Annotated in this window: 22 protein-coding genes and 1 tRNA gene; all 23 read right to left on the bottom strand. The window is 36.2% G+C overall.

The window, feature by feature from the left end; all coding sequences use genetic code 11:
- Positions 1–119 precede the first annotated feature (119 nt).
- Positions 120–455 (bottom strand): phBC6A51 family helix-turn-helix protein, encoded by a 336-nt coding sequence (locus LMD38_RS06210; protein ID WP_061129463.1) that lies wholly within the window; start codon positions 453–455, stop codon positions 120–122.
- A gap of 144 nt (positions 456–599) precedes the next feature.
- Positions 600–1,181: a recombinase family protein gene (locus tag LMD38_RS06205; protein ID WP_061129462.1), complete on the bottom strand. Its 582-nt coding sequence runs from the start codon at positions 1,179–1,181 to the stop codon at positions 600–602.
- Between the two features lie 467 nt (positions 1,182–1,648).
- Positions 1,649–1,897 (bottom strand): hypothetical protein, encoded by a 249-nt coding sequence (locus LMD38_RS06200; protein WP_061129461.1) that lies wholly within the window; start codon positions 1,895–1,897, stop codon positions 1,649–1,651.
- 25 nt (positions 1,898–1,922) lie between these two features.
- The gene (locus tag LMD38_RS28605; RefSeq protein ID WP_255817056.1) at positions 1,923–2,051 is read right to left on the bottom strand and encodes a hypothetical protein; all 129 of its coding nucleotides are present in this window, start codon (positions 2,049–2,051) and stop codon (positions 1,923–1,925) included.
- Between the two features lie 152 nt (positions 2,052–2,203).
- The gene (locus LMD38_RS06195) at positions 2,204–2,917 is read right to left on the bottom strand and encodes a hypothetical protein (protein WP_061129460.1); all 714 of its coding nucleotides are present in this window, start codon (positions 2,915–2,917) and stop codon (positions 2,204–2,206) included.
- Positions 2,827–3,162 (bottom strand): hypothetical protein, encoded by a 336-nt coding sequence (locus LMD38_RS06190; RefSeq protein WP_153012502.1) that lies wholly within the window; start codon positions 3,160–3,162, stop codon positions 2,827–2,829. Before LMD38_RS06190 ends, LMD38_RS06195 begins: the two co-directional genes overlap by 91 nt.
- Positions 3,163–3,261: 99 nt before the next feature.
- The gene (locus tag LMD38_RS06185) at positions 3,262–3,522 is read right to left on the bottom strand and encodes a hypothetical protein (protein ID WP_061129459.1); all 261 of its coding nucleotides are present in this window, start codon (positions 3,520–3,522) and stop codon (positions 3,262–3,264) included.
- Between the two features lie 257 nt (positions 3,523–3,779).
- A tRNA-Trp gene (locus tag LMD38_RS06180) sits at positions 3,780–3,853 on the bottom strand.
- A gap of 740 nt (positions 3,854–4,593) precedes the next feature.
- Complete coding sequence (locus LMD38_RS06175) at positions 4,594–4,938, bottom strand: hypothetical protein (protein WP_061129458.1); 345 nt, start codon at positions 4,936–4,938, stop codon at positions 4,594–4,596.
- 17 nt (positions 4,939–4,955) lie between these two features.
- Complete coding sequence (locus LMD38_RS06170) at positions 4,956–5,378, bottom strand: hypothetical protein (RefSeq protein WP_061129457.1); 423 nt, start codon at positions 5,376–5,378, stop codon at positions 4,956–4,958.
- 15 nt (positions 5,379–5,393) lie between these two features.
- Entirely contained in the window at positions 5,394–6,281 is an 888-nt protein-coding gene (locus tag LMD38_RS06165; protein ID WP_061129456.1) for a phage antirepressor KilAC domain-containing protein, read from the bottom strand.
- A 2-nt stretch (positions 6,282–6,283) separates the two neighbouring features.
- Positions 6,284–6,526, bottom strand: coding sequence for a hypothetical protein (locus LMD38_RS06160; protein ID WP_061129455.1), 243 nt, complete (start codon positions 6,524–6,526; stop codon positions 6,284–6,286).
- 215 nt (positions 6,527–6,741) lie between these two features.
- Positions 6,742–7,473: a sigma-70 RNA polymerase sigma factor region 4 domain-containing protein gene (locus tag LMD38_RS06155; RefSeq protein WP_061129454.1), complete on the bottom strand. Its 732-nt coding sequence runs from the start codon at positions 7,471–7,473 to the stop codon at positions 6,742–6,744.
- 250 nt (positions 7,474–7,723) lie between these two features.
- Entirely contained in the window at positions 7,724–8,026 is a 303-nt protein-coding gene (locus LMD38_RS06150; protein ID WP_228920232.1) for a hypothetical protein, read from the bottom strand.
- A 102-nt stretch (positions 8,027–8,128) separates the two neighbouring features.
- Positions 8,129–8,902 carry a hypothetical protein gene (locus LMD38_RS06145; protein ID WP_061129452.1) on the bottom strand — a complete coding sequence of 258 codons (774 nt, stop codon included), beginning with the start codon at positions 8,900–8,902 and terminating at the stop codon, positions 8,129–8,131.
- A gap of 580 nt (positions 8,903–9,482) precedes the next feature.
- On the bottom strand, positions 9,483–9,845 hold the full coding sequence (locus LMD38_RS06140; protein ID WP_228920231.1) for a GIY-YIG nuclease family protein: 363 nt from the start codon (positions 9,843–9,845) through the stop codon (positions 9,483–9,485).
- 148 nt (positions 9,846–9,993) lie between these two features.
- On the bottom strand, positions 9,994–10,614 hold the full coding sequence (locus LMD38_RS06135) for a ribonuclease H family protein (RefSeq protein WP_061129450.1): 621 nt from the start codon (positions 10,612–10,614) through the stop codon (positions 9,994–9,996).
- A gap of 981 nt (positions 10,615–11,595) precedes the next feature.
- A complete protein-coding gene (locus tag LMD38_RS06130; RefSeq protein ID WP_061129449.1) occupies positions 11,596–12,567 on the bottom strand; it encodes a tyrosine-type recombinase/integrase in 972 nt (323 codons plus the stop codon).
- Positions 12,568–12,732: 165 nt separating this feature from the next.
- Positions 12,733–13,527 (bottom strand): sporulation transcription factor Spo0A, encoded by a 795-nt coding sequence (gene spo0A, locus LMD38_RS06125; RefSeq protein WP_061129473.1) that lies wholly within the window; start codon positions 13,525–13,527, stop codon positions 12,733–12,735.
- Positions 13,528–13,814: 287 nt separating this feature from the next.
- Positions 13,815–15,113 carry a SpoIVB peptidase gene (gene spoIVB / locus LMD38_RS06120; RefSeq protein ID WP_062821985.1) on the bottom strand — a complete coding sequence of 433 codons (1,299 nt, stop codon included), beginning with the start codon at positions 15,111–15,113 and terminating at the stop codon, positions 13,815–13,817.
- Between the two features lie 118 nt (positions 15,114–15,231).
- Entirely contained in the window at positions 15,232–16,971 is a 1,740-nt protein-coding gene (gene recN / locus LMD38_RS06115; protein WP_000947753.1) for a DNA repair protein RecN, read from the bottom strand.
- A 267-nt stretch (positions 16,972–17,238) separates the two neighbouring features.
- Positions 17,239–17,688 carry an arginine repressor ArgR gene (gene argR / locus LMD38_RS06110; protein ID WP_001032581.1) on the bottom strand — a complete coding sequence of 150 codons (450 nt, stop codon included), beginning with the start codon at positions 17,686–17,688 and terminating at the stop codon, positions 17,239–17,241.
- Between the two features lie 142 nt (positions 17,689–17,830).
- The gene (locus LMD38_RS06105; protein WP_001274742.1) at positions 17,831–18,670 is read right to left on the bottom strand and encodes a TlyA family rRNA (cytidine-2'-O)-methyltransferase; all 840 of its coding nucleotides are present in this window, start codon (positions 18,668–18,670) and stop codon (positions 17,831–17,833) included.

Here is an 18,670-nt window from a genome sequence, read left to right as displayed (position 1 = left end):
GCACCAACCATGCACCATCACACACTATGCACTATGCACCATGCTATACCGAACGGCGTGTTTCCATATGGAATAGGTAGTACATACATACCATACATATACACTACCTATCTATATACCTATAGTCCTAACAGTCTATCTAACTCTGCTGCTGCTGTGTTACTATCCTTTACTGTAACCTCTGCTGTAGTCTCCTGCTTCTCCTTTAGCTTACCCTGTGTTTTCAAGTACAAGTCCAGGGCCTTCAGCTTCTCGCCGTTGCTAGAATGACCACTAAATAAAATGTCTTCTAAAACGCCGTAGGCATTACTAAGGGAAGTTTTTAAACCGATGTCTGCACGCTTCTCAATCTCCTGGGATATTTTTTCGTTTTGTTTCATCTTGTAAATAGTGCGTACGTCGCAGCCTAATATATCTGCGTAGGCTTGATTCGTCCTTACAACGCCGTCTAGCATCAATTCTACAAAGTTTTCTTGTAACGTGGTTAACTGGCTTTTCCTCCTTATTTTGACGAGTTTCTTCTACATATATATATATATATATGTAAAATAAAAAGTGAAGGCAAAACATGTCCCCACCCCATCCTCTTTTATATTGTTTTAATTTGTTTCTTCTTCTGCTTGTAGCTTAGCCATTCTGAATATAGTGGCCCTTGATACTCCTGTTTCTTCGGCTATTTCATTTACACTCATGCCATTATTTTCTCTATCATTGTATAAATCCATTGCGGCTTTCTTATCACCTTTAGTTTTACGGCCCATATGTACACCGCGGGCTTTTGCTGCTGTTCGCCCTGCTGCTGTTCTCTCATTGATTAGTGAACGTTCAAACTCACCTATAACACCTAACATTTGCAGCATCATTTTGCCATGTGCTGTTGTCTGGTCTATGTTCTCCTTAATGAATACAACTTCAACACCTTTATCATTTAATATTTCTAGCGTCTTCATTAAATCAACAAGACTTCGGGCCAATCTATCAATTTTACAAACATAAACCGTGTCACCTTTTCGTGCATACTTTAATAAATTTTGTAACTCTTCACGGCTATCAGCAGCTTTACCACTTTTCTTTTCTGCAAAGATTTCGGTGCAGCCCATTCCCTCTAATTCTGCAATCTGTAATTCTAATGATTGTGATTCACTTGAAACACGGGCATAGCCAATTTTAATTCCTGCCATACTTAATCAGTCCTTTTCGTTAATATAATAAATCTCGTCCGAACAAATAAAGTTACAAAGTATCAAACTCAATAACTTCGATACTTTAATTTTAGACGACTTTGAGACTTATGTAAACCCGTATTTTGATACTTCTTTATTTCACTGAAATCTAGGTATCAAAAGTACAAGTTTGATACTATAAAAAAAGACCCGGTTTGAGTAAACACCACTAACATAAATAGCCAGGTATAAAAAGGCGTAGAGGTCACAACATGCCCACTTTAAGAAACGGGAACATTGAAACCGTACGGCCTGTGGGCTGTGTAGAGTTTTCAAAACATGGCGTGTCAACGAGGCTTCATGGTATAGCGTTACATCATAATTTTATTGTAGTGACTAAACAAAAACTAAAAGAAAGCCGAGATAAGTTAATCTGTGAAACAAAAAAGAGACGCTACCCCACAATTAAGGATAACGGCTTCTGTTTACTCACTTATCTTTTTTCGCGAGTCTAACATGTCTTTCATTATTAAATCCGTACTATCTAAATCCTCTCTATCTGTATTTTCTATTCTGCGAAGTTTCTCACGTGTCGCCTTGTTTTCGGCTGCCAATTCCTTCACTTGTCTCTCTTCCCACAGTTTAACACTTTTTGGTGACTCTACAAAAATTACCTCATGTAACCTTTCCATTCTCTCTTTCTTTTCTTCTACTGTCATGGTTGTTTGTGTCATTGTCCTTTATCTCCTTTTATACTCACTACTTTGTAGCGATTTCTATTAATTGGTTTAGTTGATTTTCTGCTTTAGTAACTTCCTGTACTTCATACGGCGATTTTGTTATAAACGTTTGAATCTTTTCTAACAAGTCACCTTTTACTTTTGTCATTGTTCCGGCCTTCTCCTTTCCTGCTTTGTCCTTACATATTAGTAACGTATAGTTACATAATTTCAGACACTAAAACTGGTTAAAAAGGCAAAAAAAATAGGCCCTGGAATTATAGTGAAAGTTAGTACACTACAATCGCCAGGGCTTTCGAGTTAACCGCGTGTCGGTAAATACTCAATATGATGTTTTTCATCAACGTGGCCTGTAATAATATCTTTTACAACCTGCGTTGGCACTTCTAAATAACTTCCGTAGAATCCATGATTCCCGCGAGTATGTGCTACCGCTACAGAGAACTGTGGCATGGATTTTATAAGCCCACCTACTTCAAGGATTTCAGCAAGCTTCCAATCAACGCCATAATACTCACGTAATGATTTTGATTCAGCTTTAATAGCCTCTAAGTAGGCACGCTTTGCAGCTTCCATGCGTCTATACGTTCTCTGTGTAGCTGCATTTCTTTCTTCGTTAAATGCGGCTTCCAAGGCTTTCGCTTCATTAGCTTTTGTCCATTCATATTTTTCCTTTAGATGCGTAATTACTAAAATTTCTTCCTGTAATTCCGTGATTTCCTTTTGTAACTTCGTTTCTAATGTTTGAAGTCGTTTTGCATCTTTGTCGTCACCATCAACATATTTCTTTACTAGTGCTTCTGGTAACTCTTTTTCTTGAATGAATCGTAATTCAAGTTGTTTGTCATTAAGTAGCTGCGTCTTTTCATCAATGTTCTGTGTGATTTTTTCTAATCCATCAATAAAACCCTCATGAAAAGCAACTACTCTTTTGGCGACGTTCCCGATTGCTGTGCGGCTTTTTCTTCCTGTACTTGTTTCGGTTGTGGTACGTTCTTCCTTAATGCTTGGCATATTAATTCCTCCCGTTTGTTTTCATCTTCTTCGTCAATTAAAATCATGTAATTAAATCGTGATTGTAAGTCCTGGGCCTGCTGTATTGTGAGGTCACGAACCACATTTCGTTTGAATACGATGTCTCCATATTCGAAATCTTGCACCCTAATTCGTCCTCCACCTAAATGGAAAGCCGGGATAACTAAGGCCACCCTTTTCTCTTGTTTAGCAAAATACGCTTTGATTGCATCTAATCGTGTCATACTTTGTCCTCCTTTTGTTCTAGTCTGTTTACATATCAATTTCTATCGGCTGTAAGACCTTCGTTTTTTACGTGTACGGCATGCGGCCACCGCTAGTAACTAGACATGCACACGGTTAATAAGATTTAATAATAAAATAATTTCGGTATTTTCAACGCCGTTTTCTTTCCACATTTCGACTATGCTATATCGTTGCGAAGCTGAAAAGCCGTTACCGCGTACTCCTAAATGATAATTTACGTTACTAGGTGAACATGCTAATCGGTAAGCTACATCATAGTAAGTTAATCCTAATAATTGATTAATCTTTGTAATTGCTTCGCCTGTTAATTTCCTTGCAATGAAATCTGTTTGACTCATAAATGGCACCTCGCTTATTGTGTGATTTTTATATAGTAAAAGGTTTTGTTAATAGTAACTGGTATATGCTAGTGGTTCTAACAGTCATGAAGACAAAAGAAGGAAGGGCCGCTAATCTACCGAACGGAAAAGCAACCCTTTTCTTCTCTCTCTTTATCGTTTAAAACAAACCTGGAGAAGTACCAAACATGACTAAAGAAAACAACTTACTAATAATACTAAGGAAAGGCGGGCCATAATGACCCAGGTTTATACTATGGCAGGAGTTAAAGGATTCGAACCCTTACTAACAGTTTTGGAGACTGCGGTGCTGCCATTACACTAAACCCCTAGAGAATGAGAGAAACCCTGGCGACGAATACCAGGGAATCACTTTTGATTACAACTATAATAAGCACTTGAAAAAGCAATACTGTTACCCCGTCCTACTATATAAGACGCGAAACCTACTCAAAGTACTACTAACTAAGATAGTCATTGTATAAAAAATATATTAACGCTATCATCTCACCGTTCTTACTTATCTTTCTCAGCATTTAATAAATGATAGCTATAGTTATGATAGTTAAAATATTTGTCTTTATGTTTCTATGTTTAATTAGCTACTATACCCTTTAGGGCAGACTTCACCATTAAGCATAAATAACATAAAGATTAACGCCTTAACCTCAAAACCTAAATCTTTAATACATACAGTTATTAGCGTTACTTACTCTTATAGTGTATATGGCGTTGAAAGCAGCAAAAATCCTACACGAAAAGCAAGTCTTTATGTTAGCAATAGTCAGTCAACCCCCGCAACCCTTGATACCACTGGCTTCATACCGATTATTACATTTGTGTTACAGAAGGGAATCAGGCCTGTTTTTGTAGGACGAAATCCTCATATTTTTAGTATTTCATAGGTGTTGTGATTAAAGTATGAGTAAAATATTTTTACTTTACCACATTTAAATATCTTTACCTACTACCTCCACAATGCAAAAAGGGCCACCATAACAGCAGCCCCTCCGTTTACTAGAATATTAAATTTGTAAATATAAAAAATACTAGTTCCCTAATCTGGCTTTATCATGCAGCTTCACTTTCCACTTCACTTACTGAAAGCTTTCTTCGATAGTGTGGGAAAAATGAATTCACCATACCTTTTAACAATAATCTATACGTTTCTTTCTTCGCTTGTGGCGTGTGTATTCTATGCGTAAAGCTGGAATCATTGCAGTAATGGCAAGTAACACCGCTACCTCGGAACGATTCTACTGTTTTAACCTCTTTGCAGTTCCCACACTTCCTGGCGTATGCCTCGCCACGTCTTAATTGATACTCTATTATGTCGCCCTTCTTTACTTCTATCAGTCCTATTGTGTCTGCCAACTCCACATCTGGGTATTTTGGTACTAATTCAATTTGTGTCATGTTTTATTTTCCTCCTGTTAGTTGATTGATATTGCTATATTTTTAAATTCCAGATTAATAACTGGCTTTACGCCTGTATCTTCACACTCTTTAACAGCAGCCGTTATAAGCGTTTGTAGCTGGTCTACTGTTATCGACGTCGCTTCGCGTACTGGATAGCCCTGTGTGGGCTGTTTAGCCCTTCTCCTCTCCGCTATGGCCCTGTTTCTACATACGTAGCATTGTGCCAGCTTTCCTCCTGTAAAACTTCCCTCGCGGCCTTTTGGTGCGTCTGGGAATGACCCAATAGTTTTATCCTCCCGGCATTCTGTACATTCCTTACCTTTACACTTCTTTTCTATTGGTGTTTCGTATACCCGGTAACCACGTTTATTAGTTCTCTTCTCTAGTCTATCAATAAGGCCTGGTACGTCTTTTAAAAGCCTGTCTTCTTTTTTCATTTGTATCCCTCCCTTTTATGCCGCCTGTGTAACTTCTCTCATTAAGTGTTGTTTTAAAAGTTTTGTAATTTCCTCTGCACCTTCTAAAGTGATACGGTAAGCCGTAACTTCTCCCGCACTGAATCTTAAAGGCTGCTGGACTAATCTAAACCATGTACCTTTATATTTTGGTGCTGGAATCCACGAACCACGCACTTTAACACTTTCATAGATACCCAAATCAAGTAAAATTTTATTCGCCTTCTGTGGCGTGATACGCCCCTTTAAATTGTGTCTACACAAATCTGTTATTGACATAGTATCAACCACGTCTTCTAAACTCTCATAGTGTTTTGCTTGTTGTTCAGTTTTTCTATTTCTGTAAGCGTATAATTCCCGTGTCGCTTCAAAAGTTGCCATACTATCTTTTGATTCAATTGCACGGAATACATTAGCTGCTAATACCGTTTCGTGGTTAACGTGGGCCGTCACAATCTCCGGGGCAACTCCCTGGGCCATTTCCTCAATATTTAGTAGTTGTTCACGCACCGCTTTAGCGATTTTGCTATCACGTAGTAACATACCTATTCTTAGAATCGCACGCTTCGGGAATAGATTTGTACCTCGGTAAGATACACCCGCTTCTAGTAAAGGGACATGTTTTACCGTTACTTTTTCTTTAATCTCGCTGTACTTCTCTAGGTGCATTCCATCAGCTTGCAGTTCGTCACCGTGTCTACTAACAACTTTACGAATTGCTTCATGTGATACTTCATAAAATCGTGCGACTTGCTTTGTAGTTGCCGCTTCTAAACCAGGTAGCAATAATAAATCTTTAACCTTCTGTAAAACTTCCACGCGTCCAATTAACGCTTCTCTTTCTTCCTTAGTTACAATAATCTCTTCAGTATTTACCTTTGTCATAATCAATTCTCCGCCTTTTCTTTTAATTTTTTCTTTCTATTCTGTTCGTATACCTTAGTACATCTTTTACACTTTGACTTTCTCCCACCCAAATACGGCTTATGCACCTGGTACGCTTCTAACGGTAAATCCATTTCGCACTCGGTGCAGCGTTTCCCAACAATGGCCCATGTATCATCTACAAAGTACACCGTCTTCCCTTGTTTATTAATCTTCTTTTCTAATCCTTCTGTGTATAACATCATAGTTAATCATTCCTTTTTCTTTTTCTTTGTTGTTTATTCAGTTAAAACGTCTTACAGTTTAGCAACGTTTAATTACATCATTTCAGACATCGTGTATTAAAACGCATAATATTCTGACTTTAATAATCGAAGTAATACAAAAATATTCGCCTATGCTAAATAAAAAAGAGATGCTACCAGCGGCCACGAAACCACTAATAACACCTCTATATGTATTACGCATGTGTATAATTTTCTCTTAACTTCTTGATAGCACGGTCTAGAATTCGATGTGCTTTCTTTGCATCCGTAATACCTAGCAATCTTCCTATTTGTGAAATATTCGTTATACCGTCTAGAATGTAAAATTTCGCCACCTGCAACTCTAATCCTGTCAATGTGGATTCTATAAATAGTCGAATTTGCATTTCTGTTTCAAATTCTGTAGAAGAGTCGCCGCCATTCTCGACATAACTTTCATAAGAAGTAGCTACATGAAATAGCTTTTTCTCTTTTGGACTTTTCTTTGTCAATCCTTCAGCACGTAGCAAGTCAATGCACTTGTTTCTACATGCCCTTCCTAATAACTCAAATAGAAAGTACTTTTGGCTACCTCTATACTCTTCTACAACCTTCCAAACCGTTTTATGTAGATATGATTCAAAATCATCTTTAGAAAGCCGTGTGCTACCTCTGCGGCTTTTCATAAAGTGGGCTGCTACTATTTTAACAATACTACCTAAAATCGACTCTATCCGGCCATGTTCATTGATTTCATAAAATGCATTGTATCTATCCTTATCTGTGCGGCCGTTAAATTCTATCCACTGTCTTTCTAGCTTCTCTATGTACAGCCTGTTCACAGACCTTTCAAGACGCTTTTTCTTTGCTGCTTCTTCCCTTTGTCTAGTATCTTCCTGGATTTCCTCTAGTAGTTTCTCTCTATCAACTTTACTTGTCAATTTCATTCTCTTTAACTCTCCCGACTACGTTACTTTTTGTCCTTACACATTAGCAACGTAGGGAAAACCGGGAACAGACGGAAAAGAATAAAAAAATTTCTTAGAAAGTGCCAAAAATGTAGCATATTTTACGCATTCTATATTGTAATTAACTAACGGGAATAATATACACTACTATATATACATACAGTACTAACGACTATAACGCCATAACCCACATAACAGCATTAAACTAATAGAAGTATAAATGTGTTAATTAATTACGTTTTAATATATTTTGTACTCTAGTTTTATGAATCATTTTCATTTCTTCATCTAACGCTGCTGCAACTGCTACAGGGCTAGTTAATCCCTTTTCTTTGTATCTTCTAGCAATTGATTGATAAACTTCAATATCCTCCAATTGCTTAAATTGAAGTTCCCATGCATCAACTACAATTACACTTGATACTACAGGAAATCCCTCATTAACCATAGCTTGAACGCATTCTCCTTTATATTGAAAATAACCTAGTGTGTCCTCTTTTAATGAACGGTATACCTTAACAACAATCATCATACTTTCCCCCTTTAAACATTATCACCATATCCACGTAATACCGCCCCTTCGCAACAAACTGAATGTATTCCATAGCACTGTAACGATAACGCCCTTACATTATTAATCTTCATAAATAAGTTGCGTGTTTCCGTTACTTAACTTCACTAATTTAAAGAACCCATGACTTTCAGCTTTTCTAACTGCGGACTGTACCTGAAATTCAGGTGCTTCAGGATGTTTTTCAATAATCTCTTTAATGATTTCCTCATACGTGTATGTGCCTTTATACGCATAAGACATAAACATTAACACTATGGCTAATTCAGTATTAGACAAATCATATTTATGATAATTTTCTATTAACTCTCTAGGTACTGGTGTAGATTCTTCGCCTTCTAACTCACTTTTTTCATGTAACTCTTTCCCTCGTTCTAATTGAGATAGTAACTCCTTTGAAAGTAAGTAAACTTCAATCATACCTTTTCCTAAATCTGTGATATAAGTGTCTTTTTCATACAGGCTATTTAGGACATCTTTCACTTTCTTTTTTGAAAACCCTGTACGCTTACTTATCATATCGACTCTTATTTTGACATGAGAATTTTTAGAAGTATGCACAACATAGCAAAGATACATATACACTAATAGTTCATCTATATCTATACGTCCTCTTTCAAAATCAATAAACGGTATAACTGGCACCAGGAATGTTTTACCTTTAGTAAAATTAAATTCTATCTTATCGCCCAATTCATCAATCATACTGTTAGTACCATGTGAAAGATATTCTGCAAAGAATAGTAACAACGTTTTCTTTGCATTACTACTCATTCTTTCATCTAAAAAAATCCCCTCACTTAACTCACCAGTAAACTTAACATCTTTAACTGTCACTAACTTTCTCCCCCTTTAAACATTTCCACCTCATTCTACCATTCATTACCTCCTAAGCTGCCAGGTTATTTTTTAACCTATAAGTGTACTTCGTATAGCAGTTCCCCCTGCCTCGTGCTATTAGTCACACACTGAAAAATTTAGGGAAGAATTTGTACTGTGCTAATCGTATTTATATCGCTTTAAAAAGAAAAAGGGAACATGGATTATCTCCACATTCCCTTTCTCATTGTTATATGTTCATTAACAATTGTTTGATAAATTCAAACAATCCAGTAGACCCAAATACAGCAGAAATAATAATTTCAAAATTAACATGAAAAGATATTTCTGTTGTCTCAGAATCTTTCTTGTAAAAGAACTTAAACATACACAGCACCGCCTATTCAGATAGTTTAATGGTTACCGAAACCAACTCCTGATAGTTGCTGATTGAATGAACTCCATTTGTAATTCCTGTTGTATACGTAATAAAACAAATTCTAAACGGCCTCATAATGACGCTATATTATTATCTCTCATTCCCTCAATACAAACAAGTGTTTCTATGTAAATTTTTACTATAATCCTAATTTTCATTTCATAATCTTCTTATCCAATCCTCCTTTTTCTTTTTCAATTCCTCTTTAGTAGCTGATTCATTACCATCAACATTTCCGATTGGATTATACAAATTAATAGCATATAGTTCATAAATTTTTCGGTCTTTCCTATCACAATAAAAAACATCAACGGAATGAAATACATGATAAAACCTCTTTGTAGTACTACTTTTACCAGCTATATGTTTAGCAAGCCTCTTCCTTAAATTCAAAGACTCTCCAATATAAACAATTTCCCCACTTGAATCTCTCATAAAATAAAATCCTGTATCCAAATTTACTTTATGAATTTCTGATACAGGGGTACTCAAAGAACGCTTAGGAATCTCAATCTTTATCAAATTTATTCCCCTCATTTTCAATCTAATTTTCTTTATATTTTAATCTTATGTTATGATAATAAATCAGGGAATCACTTCCCTTCCATGTACTTATTTTACTTATCTATTCATTTTGGCGTTTGGTCATTTGAGACTAGACGTCCTTTTTCTATTCTTCCAACATTGCCTTTTTAAACTTCTTTCCCACATAATTAAGATTTTCTTCACAGTCACACCCCATATCAACAGAATAAAAAGATATTTCGTGCTTTCCTTCCTCCACCGCTTTAAGAATCTTGTCACCTAAATCCCTATGTATCCAATTCTTTTTATAAATCATTACCGTTCCCCCTACGGCATTAAGTGTAAAAATGTTAATCTTACATGGTTCTTTTAACTGGTTAATAGCATGTGCAACCATACTCAACGTTGAACGATTCGGTGTTTGTTCACCAGTGTCTTTTATATACTCTTCTTTTGTTCGTCCTCCATATTCCCAAACAATGTAACCCTTACCGTTAACACGCCGGCCCTCTTCTTTTCCCCATAATTGACTTACTCTAAAATATAAGTTAACTTCTTTTAATTCTAATTCAACCTTTCTTTCTAATGCCTCCAACTTACGCATAACAGGTGTTTTCTTTTTTTGCTGTTTTTTCTTTTGTTGCTTATTCTTATTTTGTATTGGTTGTTTCTTTTTCTTCTTTTGCTTACCGTTCCCTACTGTTTTCAATTCATTCTTACGTTCTTCCATTCTTTTTAATAACGCTTGTTTTTCATTCTCTTTCATTTCTTTATTCCCCTTATGTTTCTTCTCTATTTTTCATTTCTTCATTCCCCCTTATTATAATTCTTACTCTAGGTTTCGCATATGACTCTTTCTTCTCTATGCTTAGTTAGTGGCAGATGTCTATATTACCCTCTAGCCATCGTTAGTGGTAGTTACAAAAATCTTTTAAAAATCTCTTGATTTTTGGTTTTAAGGTTTTCATACTGGACATTTCTCCTGGACACGTGCAATGACGTTTGGACATAGTAACCCCTTTGAAAATTAACGAGGTTAAAACGTCCAAACAATACTGGCATATTTCCCATTGTAGCCAATTGAGATGGTTGCATCGACGACAAACGGTCATAGTTAATAAAACTACTATACCGCCCGTATATAGCTTATCGGCTTCATATTACGCCGTACGGTGCGTTTCTCACGCCCAACACCGTTCCCTTTCGGGTGATTCGCTACATAACCCGCATATCCTTGCGATAAAGCTTGTACAAGGATAGCCGTGAATCAGTGTCATGGTCGCCGCTTACGAGTAACTTAATTAACTCCAGTCGTACAACCATGTCTTATTTTGAACCCCCGACACCTTTTGCCGCTAACGCCTTATCTATCATCGTTATTAGGACATACGTCCCTTAGGCTTGTTTTATGTAAAGCTTGTGTCCCTTACTTCACTTACGTCAGACGGTTGAATGCAACGACAACCGTTATCCGAGGGTATTCTCTGCGTTGGCTACCCTGAACCCCGTTTATTGTAGGGGACACTTCACAGCGTTCCTTCATGGTCACGGTATCCATGTTCGGAATTACCGCACACCAACGCTTTTAATCACCTAAAAAAGACAATAGGAAACTAAACCCCTTGCTATCCATTTTTCAAAAATGGTATAATACAAGTGCTGAATGTACGGAATATCCGTTATTTAGTTTTGAATTTAAACTTAACTTTTGGCCTCCAGTTCCCGCTGGGGCCTTTTTTTCTTTTACTTAAAATTTCATACTTGCTAGCGGTGAATGACGTTGATATTTATTTTTAATCTCATCATCAGTAAAGTCTAGGTATGCCCTTTGCGTTACTTCTACCGATGAATGCCCTAGTACCCTAGACAAGCTAAACCAATCACCACCATTAAGAATGTAATACTTTGCAAAGTTATTTCTTAATTGGTGAGGTGTAAAATGTACACTTACCTTTTTACCAATACTTCTAATACTCGCCTCAAAATTATTGACGTTCAACATTGTCCCTCTTATCGTAGGAAACAAATACTCTGCATCACTAAATCTATCCCTATATTTCAACCAACGCTTTAAATCGTTAGCCATGATATTAGAAAAATACACATATCGTTGCTTCTTATTTTTGGGATTCGTAATTAGGATACTTTTATTTTTTATATCCAGGTCTTCAACTTGCATACTGCAACATTCTCCTGCACGTATACCTGTATCTAAAATCAGTTTAATCATGACGTAACTTCTAAACCCATGAAATGTACTTATATCAATCGAATACAACACTTTCTTTATGTCATCTACTGATAATAATATCTTTTGTTTCCGTTGCGGCTTAATTGATTCAATATTAGATATTGGATTCTTAGCAATATCATCTTCAGCTTCTAAAAAATTAAAAAACACTTTAATATTGCGAAGGTAATTAGCAATTGTTGTTTCACTTATGGTCTTTCCATAATCTGTTCTACGTGTTGGATAATTAATTTGTTCACTAGCTGTATTAGATGTAAATGTATATTTACCACGTTCCCTTAAATATTTAATATAAGTCCGAATATGAAGGGGTTTTACCTTATCAACATCTGTAATCTTTAATTCTCTTTCTAAATATGAAGCAAATAACTTCAACGTCTGGTCATATGACCGAATTGTTTTCCTACTTAGATGCTTTGAATCGCAATGAAGTAAAAAGTTCTCAACATTCATCTGAAAGTTATTCATACAACAAAAAAACCTCCTAACTATTGGAATCAAAATTTCAATCCAATAAATAGAAGGTTTTTAAATTAACCGCCAATTACCTATGTACTTTATTGCCTACATACGTAATTCGTTGGTTATTAAATTTTGTTATGAAATACGCTTAACACCTTGATACTACAACATTTACGAAGCCTTATGTTCAAGTCTAAGCTTATCCGCAACCAGTGCGATGAACTCGGAGTTCGTAGGTTTTGCTTTTGACATAGATACTGTATAACCGAATAAGGACGAAATAGAATCGATATTCCCGCGACTCCATGCTACCTCAATTGCGTGACGGATTGCACGCTCGACACGGCTTGCTGTTGTATTATATTTCTTCGCGATATCTGGATACAATACTTTCGTAATAGATCCAAGTAATTCGATGTCATTGTACACCATAGAAATTGCTTCCCTTAAGTACATGTACCCTTTAATATGAGCAGGCACACCAATTTCATGAATGATACTCGTAATGCTTGCATCTAAGTTTTTCGGTTTTCCATCTACTGTTGTTGCTGATCGGAAAGATGGCAGTGGACGTTTAATAGTAGCGTTCGCTTTACCGCTCACTTGACGAATATGACTCGTTAAATTCTCCATATCAAATGGTTTTAATATGAAATATGACGCACCTAAGTCAACTGCTTTTTTCGTCACATCTTCTTGTCCAAACGCTGTCAACATAATTACGCTAGGCTGTCTTAACCTTTCAATATGGCGCATTTTCTCTAGTACAGCTAACCCATCTAAATGTGGCATAATAATATCTAATACAAGTACATCCGGCTGCTTATCTTTTAATAAATTTAAACACTCTTGACCATTATAAGCAGTACCGATTACTTCCATATCCTCTTGAGCAGCTACATAACTCTCTAGCATTGATACTAATTCTTTATTATCATCCACAAGACATACTTTAATTTTCTCCACAGCTTTTCCTCCCTTACCGAATCGATTCTCCGACATGTGTATCCTTCTAGGCTACATGAATTGTTCGACAATTGTGTGAAAATTCCCTTTTAAAGTTTGTTACTTTCCGATAAAATCACAAAAAAATATGTTTATCGTTTATTTATTCCTTTTCGCAACACATTCCATCATAGAAAAACAACGAAACGTTCAACCCTTTCCTTTTATTTTACAACAAAAAACACCTCTTGCGGAGCTTTTACAAAATTTCAACGAATTTTTCAATAGAAAAACGAGCTAATTATTAATTAGCTCGCTTTTCTTTCTTGATCATAAATGTTAATTCCAGCCTCATGTAACATCCATTCAATATGAACACCATATCCTGATGTTGGATCATTTACAAATACATGTGTAACAGCGCCAATTACCTTTCCATTTTGTACAATTGGACTTCCGCTCATCCCCTGTACGATACCACCTGTTTTCGCTAATAAACGTTTATCTGTTACTTTTATTACCATGCCTTTTGTTGCCGGAAACTTTTGCGGTACTGTACTCACAACTTCAATATCAAACGCTTCCACTTTATCTTGATCAATAACCGTTAATATTTTTGCTGGTCCTTCTTTTACTTGATGAGATAGTGCAATAGGCATTGCTTTATCCATTACGCCATTTGTCATATTTGTATTCAATTTGCCAAAAATACCAAATGGACTATTGATTGTAATATTGCCAATCACTTCACGATCAGGTGAGAACCTCGCTAATTTCTCCCCTGGATTCCCATGACTACCTCTTTCAATTGATGTAACTGTCGAACGCATAATTTGTCCATCTTCGACTTGAATCGGCTTTTTCGTATCATTATCAGAAATGACATGACCAAGTGCCCCATATTTCATAGAATCAGGATGAACAAATGTCATTGTTCCGATTCCAGCTGCCGAATCACGAATATATAAACCAATGCGATAAGACGATTCTCCACTGTCTTTTTGTGGTGTTAATTTAGTGCGGATATGCTTTCCATCCCTTAACAAAACGAGATTAAGCGGTTCGCCTGTTTCCCCACTATTATGAATAAATGGTGCTACATCACTCATTCTTTCAATTGTTTTACCATTAATTTCAGTAATCATATCTCCAATTTGCACACCAGCTGTTTCACCAGGAGATACTTTCCCTTTTTCAGTTTGAATTAAATGATGGCCTACAACAAGTACCCCTTTTGTGTTTAACTTTACACCAATTGATTGTCCACCTGGAATAACTTTGAAATCTTTTAATACTCTCACATTTACTTTTTTCACTGGAAAACCAGCAAGCTGAAACACCATATCTGCTTCACCATTTTGATGAGAATTTACCATAAGTCCTTGTTTTTGTTCATTTGAACTTACTGTAAACACATGACGATCTGTAGATGAAGCTTTAAACACTGGTAATGAAGCCATTTCTGATTGTTGTCCTTCAAAAACAACAAGTTGCTTCGGAGATGAAATAAACGTCCGAAGCGGTTTAAAACACCCAATAAAAACTAAAGAAACAAGGAGAAAAATACCTATTATTTTGCGAAATCTTTCTAATTTCAATTTATTCACTCTCCTCGCTCCTACCCCACATTCAGCCTTTTGGCTTCACTTTTTAATCTCTCCTTGCAATGCTTTATTTATAACCGGAAGAATTAAGAAATCATCATTTGAGAAAAAAAGCTATCCATTACTGGATAGCCTCTGCTGTCTGTTTAAAACGATGCGCTTGCGTAAGTAATTCTTTCGCATGTTCTGTCGTTAAATCTGTAATTTCCACACCAGAAATCATTCGAGCTATTTCTGTTACTTTATCCTCCATAGTTAAAACGGTAACTGATGTAATTGTTCGATCATTTGCTACTTGTTTTCGAATAAATAAATGCGAATCCGCCATTGAAGCTACTTGAGGTAAGTGCGTAATACAAAGTACTTGTGAGTTTACTGATACTCGATAAATCTTTTCCGCAATAGCCTGTGCGACCCGGCCACTTACACCAGTATCCACTTCATCAAAAATAACAGATGCAACACCTTGATGCTTAGAAAAAATGCTTTTTAAAGCTAAAATAATACGGGATAACTCTCCGCCAGAAGCAACCTTTGAAAGTGGTTTTAGCGGCTCACCCGGATTTGTTGAAATATAAAATTCCACATGATCGTAACCATCCGCTGTAAGTCTTACCGGTGCTCCCTCCACGAGAGGCTCTTCTGCATTTCCTTCTCGCTTCATGATTCTCACTTCAAATTTTGTTTTTTCCATATATAATTCTTTTAATTCCTGATGAATGGCATTTGTAAGATGCTCTGCAAGTTCATGACGCATATTACTTAACAACGTTGCTTCTTTTAGAATAACACTTTCTAATTCCTTCAACTGTTTCTTCGTCGTTTCAATATGAACGTCTTTATTTTCAATCGTAAAAATTTCTTGTTCAATTTTATCAGCATACGCTAAAATCTCTTCTACAGTATTTCCATATTTTCTCTTTAGCATACGAATTTCATTTAAACGCGTTTCAATTTCGTCTAAGCGATTCGGATCATATTCCATCATATCGAGCTTTTCTCTTAGTTGATACGCAACTTCTTCTAATAAATAATAACTATTGGCAATGGAATCATGATTTTCTTGATACACTTCATCTAAATGTGTAATACTCTCCATCTGTCCCATTGCGCTTCGTACATTATCTAACCCTTGTCCGTCAGCACTTAACGAGCGATACGCGTCACCTAATGCTTTATAAATCTTTTCGAAATTAGAAATTTGCAATCGTTCTTCAGTTAAGTCATTTTCTTCATCCATCTTTAAATCAGCTTTACGGATTTCTTCATGCTGGAATTGAATTAAATCTAAGCGATGCGCCATTTGTTGTTCATTTTCACTTAACGATTTCAACTGTTTTTTTAATTTCTCATAGTCAGCATATACGTTTTGGTATATATCTAATTGTTTAACGATACGCTCTCCATCAAAATGATCGAGCATAAATAAATGACGTTCTTCATTCATTAAGTCTTGCGTTTCGTGTTGCCCATGAATATCAACAAGTGTTTTTCCAATTTCTTTTAATACACTAAGGGTAACTAGTTTTCCATTTACACGACATACACTTTTTCCATTTGCAGCGATATCACGCTTCAAAATAATCATGCCGTCTTCTATTTCTATATCCAACTCTTCTGCTTTTTCAATACATGGATGCTTATCATCTTCCACATAAAATAGCCCCTCTATCTCAGCTTTTTCTGTTCCGTATCGAACAAATTCTGCTGAACCACGGCCACCTACAAGTAAACTAATCGCATCAATAATAATCGATTTTCCGGCCCCTGTTTCACCACTTAAAACCGTTAATCCTTTTTGAAAAGAAATATTTAATGCCTCAATAATAGCAAAGTTTCTAATCGATAATTCCGATAACAATGCCCCATTCACCTCGTTATAAACTAATCCCCTATGAAGGGCTTTTCTCAGTTCTTTATTCAAATAGTCATACTATATGTTTGTATGTATAAATTACTTTTCTAACCGCTCCATTGTACCAAACATTTGTTTTACGGGTCAATCCACCTATTTCCTAATTTTATTCAAAGAAAATATTATATTACAATTAAGAATTCACGTTTTTAACCAATAAAAATATCCTGTTCACTTTCCACTTTACAGAGGAAAGCAAACAAGATTTTTTTGTTACAGCATATTTAAGAAACGATCAGAGACAACACCTGTATCTTCAGGTGTACGGCAAATAATTAAGCAAGTATCATCACCACAAATGGTTCCGATGATCTCATCCCACTCTAAATGATCAATAAGTGCTCCAAGTGAATGAGCGTTACCAGGCAATGTTTTTAGCACAAGCATATGTCCTGCCGTGTCTAATTTTACAAATGAATCCACTAGATTGCGTTTTAATTTTTGTAACGGGTTAAATCGTTGATCTGCTGGCAAGCTATATTTATAGCGACCATCATGTAATGGCACTTTCACTAAGTGCAATTCTTTAATATCGCGCGATACTGTCGCTTGCGTTACATTAAATCCCTCATTACGTAGAATATCAACTAATTCATCTTGTGTTTCAATTTCTTTGTTCGCAATAATTTCCCTGATTTTAATATGGCGCTGACCTTTATTCATACATTTGCACCTCACACTATCTCTTACCATAGTTTAAACATTGGTATACTTCACTTATTTATGTTAACTTATAATTCGTTACTTGTACACAATTGTTTTTACAATCATTATACAATTACAACAAAAAGAGGAACAACATATGTTATTCCCCTTTCCCTTTTTGTTTTAGGACATCATGTGCCTCTGTAACTACTTGCTCAACAGAAACTGGAGAATGATTTTCGCCATTCTCACGTTCACCATGCCATTTCAGATGAATTAAAAATTCAATGTTACCATCCCCGCCCGTAATCGGTGAGAATGTTAAACCTTCTACGTCGTATCCTTCTTTTATAGCAAAGTCTACAATCATTTCTACGACAGCCTCATGTACTTTTCGATCGCGAACGATACCCTTTTTACCAACTTGCTCTCTTCCAGCTTCAAACTGAGGTTTAATTAACGCTGCTACATCCCCATTCGGCATAAGCATTGTTTTTAAAACTGGTAATATAAGTTTTAATGATATAAACGAAACATCGATACTAGCAAATTGCGGTAAACCACGTTCTAAGTCTGCTGGTGTTACGTAACGGAAGTTCGTTCGTTCCATTACGACAACACGCTCATCTTGACGCAATTTCCACGCAAGTTGATTGTACCCTACATCTAATGCATAAGATAATTTCGCTCCATTTTGAAGCGCGCAATCGGTAAAGCCACCAGTTGATGAACCAATATCTATCATAACTTTATCTTGTAAATCAAGATGAAATGTCTCTAATGCCTTTTCAAGTTTATAACCACCACGGCTTACATACGGCATAACTTGCCCCTTCACCGTAATCTCTGTATCTTGTGGGATTTTCTCTCCTGGCTTATCCAATCTCATCTCATTCGCATATACAAGGCCGGCCATAATGGCGCGTTTTGCTTTCTCACGTGTTTCTATAAGCCCTCGCTCTACTAATAGTACATCTACTCTTTCTTTTTTCGCACTCAT

It is taken from the genome of Bacillus pacificus, from assembly GCF_020861345.1.
GTDB lineage: Bacteria > Bacillota > Bacilli > Bacillales > Bacillaceae_G > Bacillus_A > Bacillus_A pacificus.
The sequence above is the reverse complement of the archived record's forward strand: the minus strand, read 5'-3'. Positions and strand labels throughout refer to the sequence as shown.

Coding starts and splice junctions, on each gene's coding strand:
- LMD38_RS06210 (WP_061129463.1), bottom strand. CDS start 455: ATGCTAGACGGCGTTGTAAGGACGAATCAAGCCTACGCAGATATATTA.
- LMD38_RS06205 (WP_061129462.1), bottom strand. CDS start 1,181: ATGGCAGGAATTAAAATTGGCTATGCCCGTGTTTCAAGTGAATCACAA.
- LMD38_RS06200 (WP_061129461.1), bottom strand. CDS start 1,897: ATGACACAAACAACCATGACAGTAGAAGAAAAGAAAGAGAGAATGGAA.
- LMD38_RS28605 (WP_255817056.1), bottom strand. CDS start 2,051: ATGACAAAAGTAAAAGGTGACTTGTTAGAAAAGATTCAAACGTTTATA.
- LMD38_RS06195 (WP_061129460.1), bottom strand. CDS start 2,917: ATGCCAAGCATTAAGGAAGAACGTACCACAACCGAAACAAGTACAGGA.
- LMD38_RS06190 (WP_153012502.1), bottom strand. CDS start 3,162: ATGACACGATTAGATGCAATCAAAGCGTATTTTGCTAAACAAGAGAAA.
- LMD38_RS06185 (WP_061129459.1), bottom strand. CDS start 3,522: ATGAGTCAAACAGATTTCATTGCAAGGAAATTAACAGGCGAAGCAATT.
- LMD38_RS06175 (WP_061129458.1), bottom strand. CDS start 4,938: ATGACACAAATTGAATTAGTACCAAAATACCCAGATGTGGAGTTGGCA.
- LMD38_RS06170 (WP_061129457.1), bottom strand. CDS start 5,378: ATGAAAAAAGAAGACAGGCTTTTAAAAGACGTACCAGGCCTTATTGAT.
- LMD38_RS06165 (WP_061129456.1), bottom strand. CDS start 6,281: ATGACAAAGGTAAATACTGAAGAGATTATTGTAACTAAGGAAGAAAGA.
- LMD38_RS06160 (WP_061129455.1), bottom strand. CDS start 6,526: ATGATGTTATACACAGAAGGATTAGAAAAGAAGATTAATAAACAAGGG.
- LMD38_RS06155 (WP_061129454.1), bottom strand. CDS start 7,473: ATGAAATTGACAAGTAAAGTTGATAGAGAGAAACTACTAGAGGAAATC.
- LMD38_RS06150 (WP_228920232.1), bottom strand. CDS start 8,026: ATGATGATTGTTGTTAAGGTATACCGTTCATTAAAAGAGGACACACTA.
- LMD38_RS06135 (WP_061129450.1), bottom strand. CDS start 10,614: ATGAAAGAGAATGAAAAACAAGCGTTATTAAAAAGAATGGAAGAACGT.
- LMD38_RS06130 (WP_061129449.1), bottom strand. CDS start 12,567: ATGAATAACTTTCAGATGAATGTTGAGAACTTTTTACTTCATTGCGAT.
- argR (WP_001032581.1), bottom strand. CDS start 17,688: ATGAATAAAGGTCAGCGCCATATTAAAATCAGGGAAATTATTGCGAAC.
- LMD38_RS06105 (WP_001274742.1), bottom strand. CDS start 18,670: ATGAGTGCGAAAAAAGAAAGAGTAGATGTACTATTAGTAGAGCGAGGG.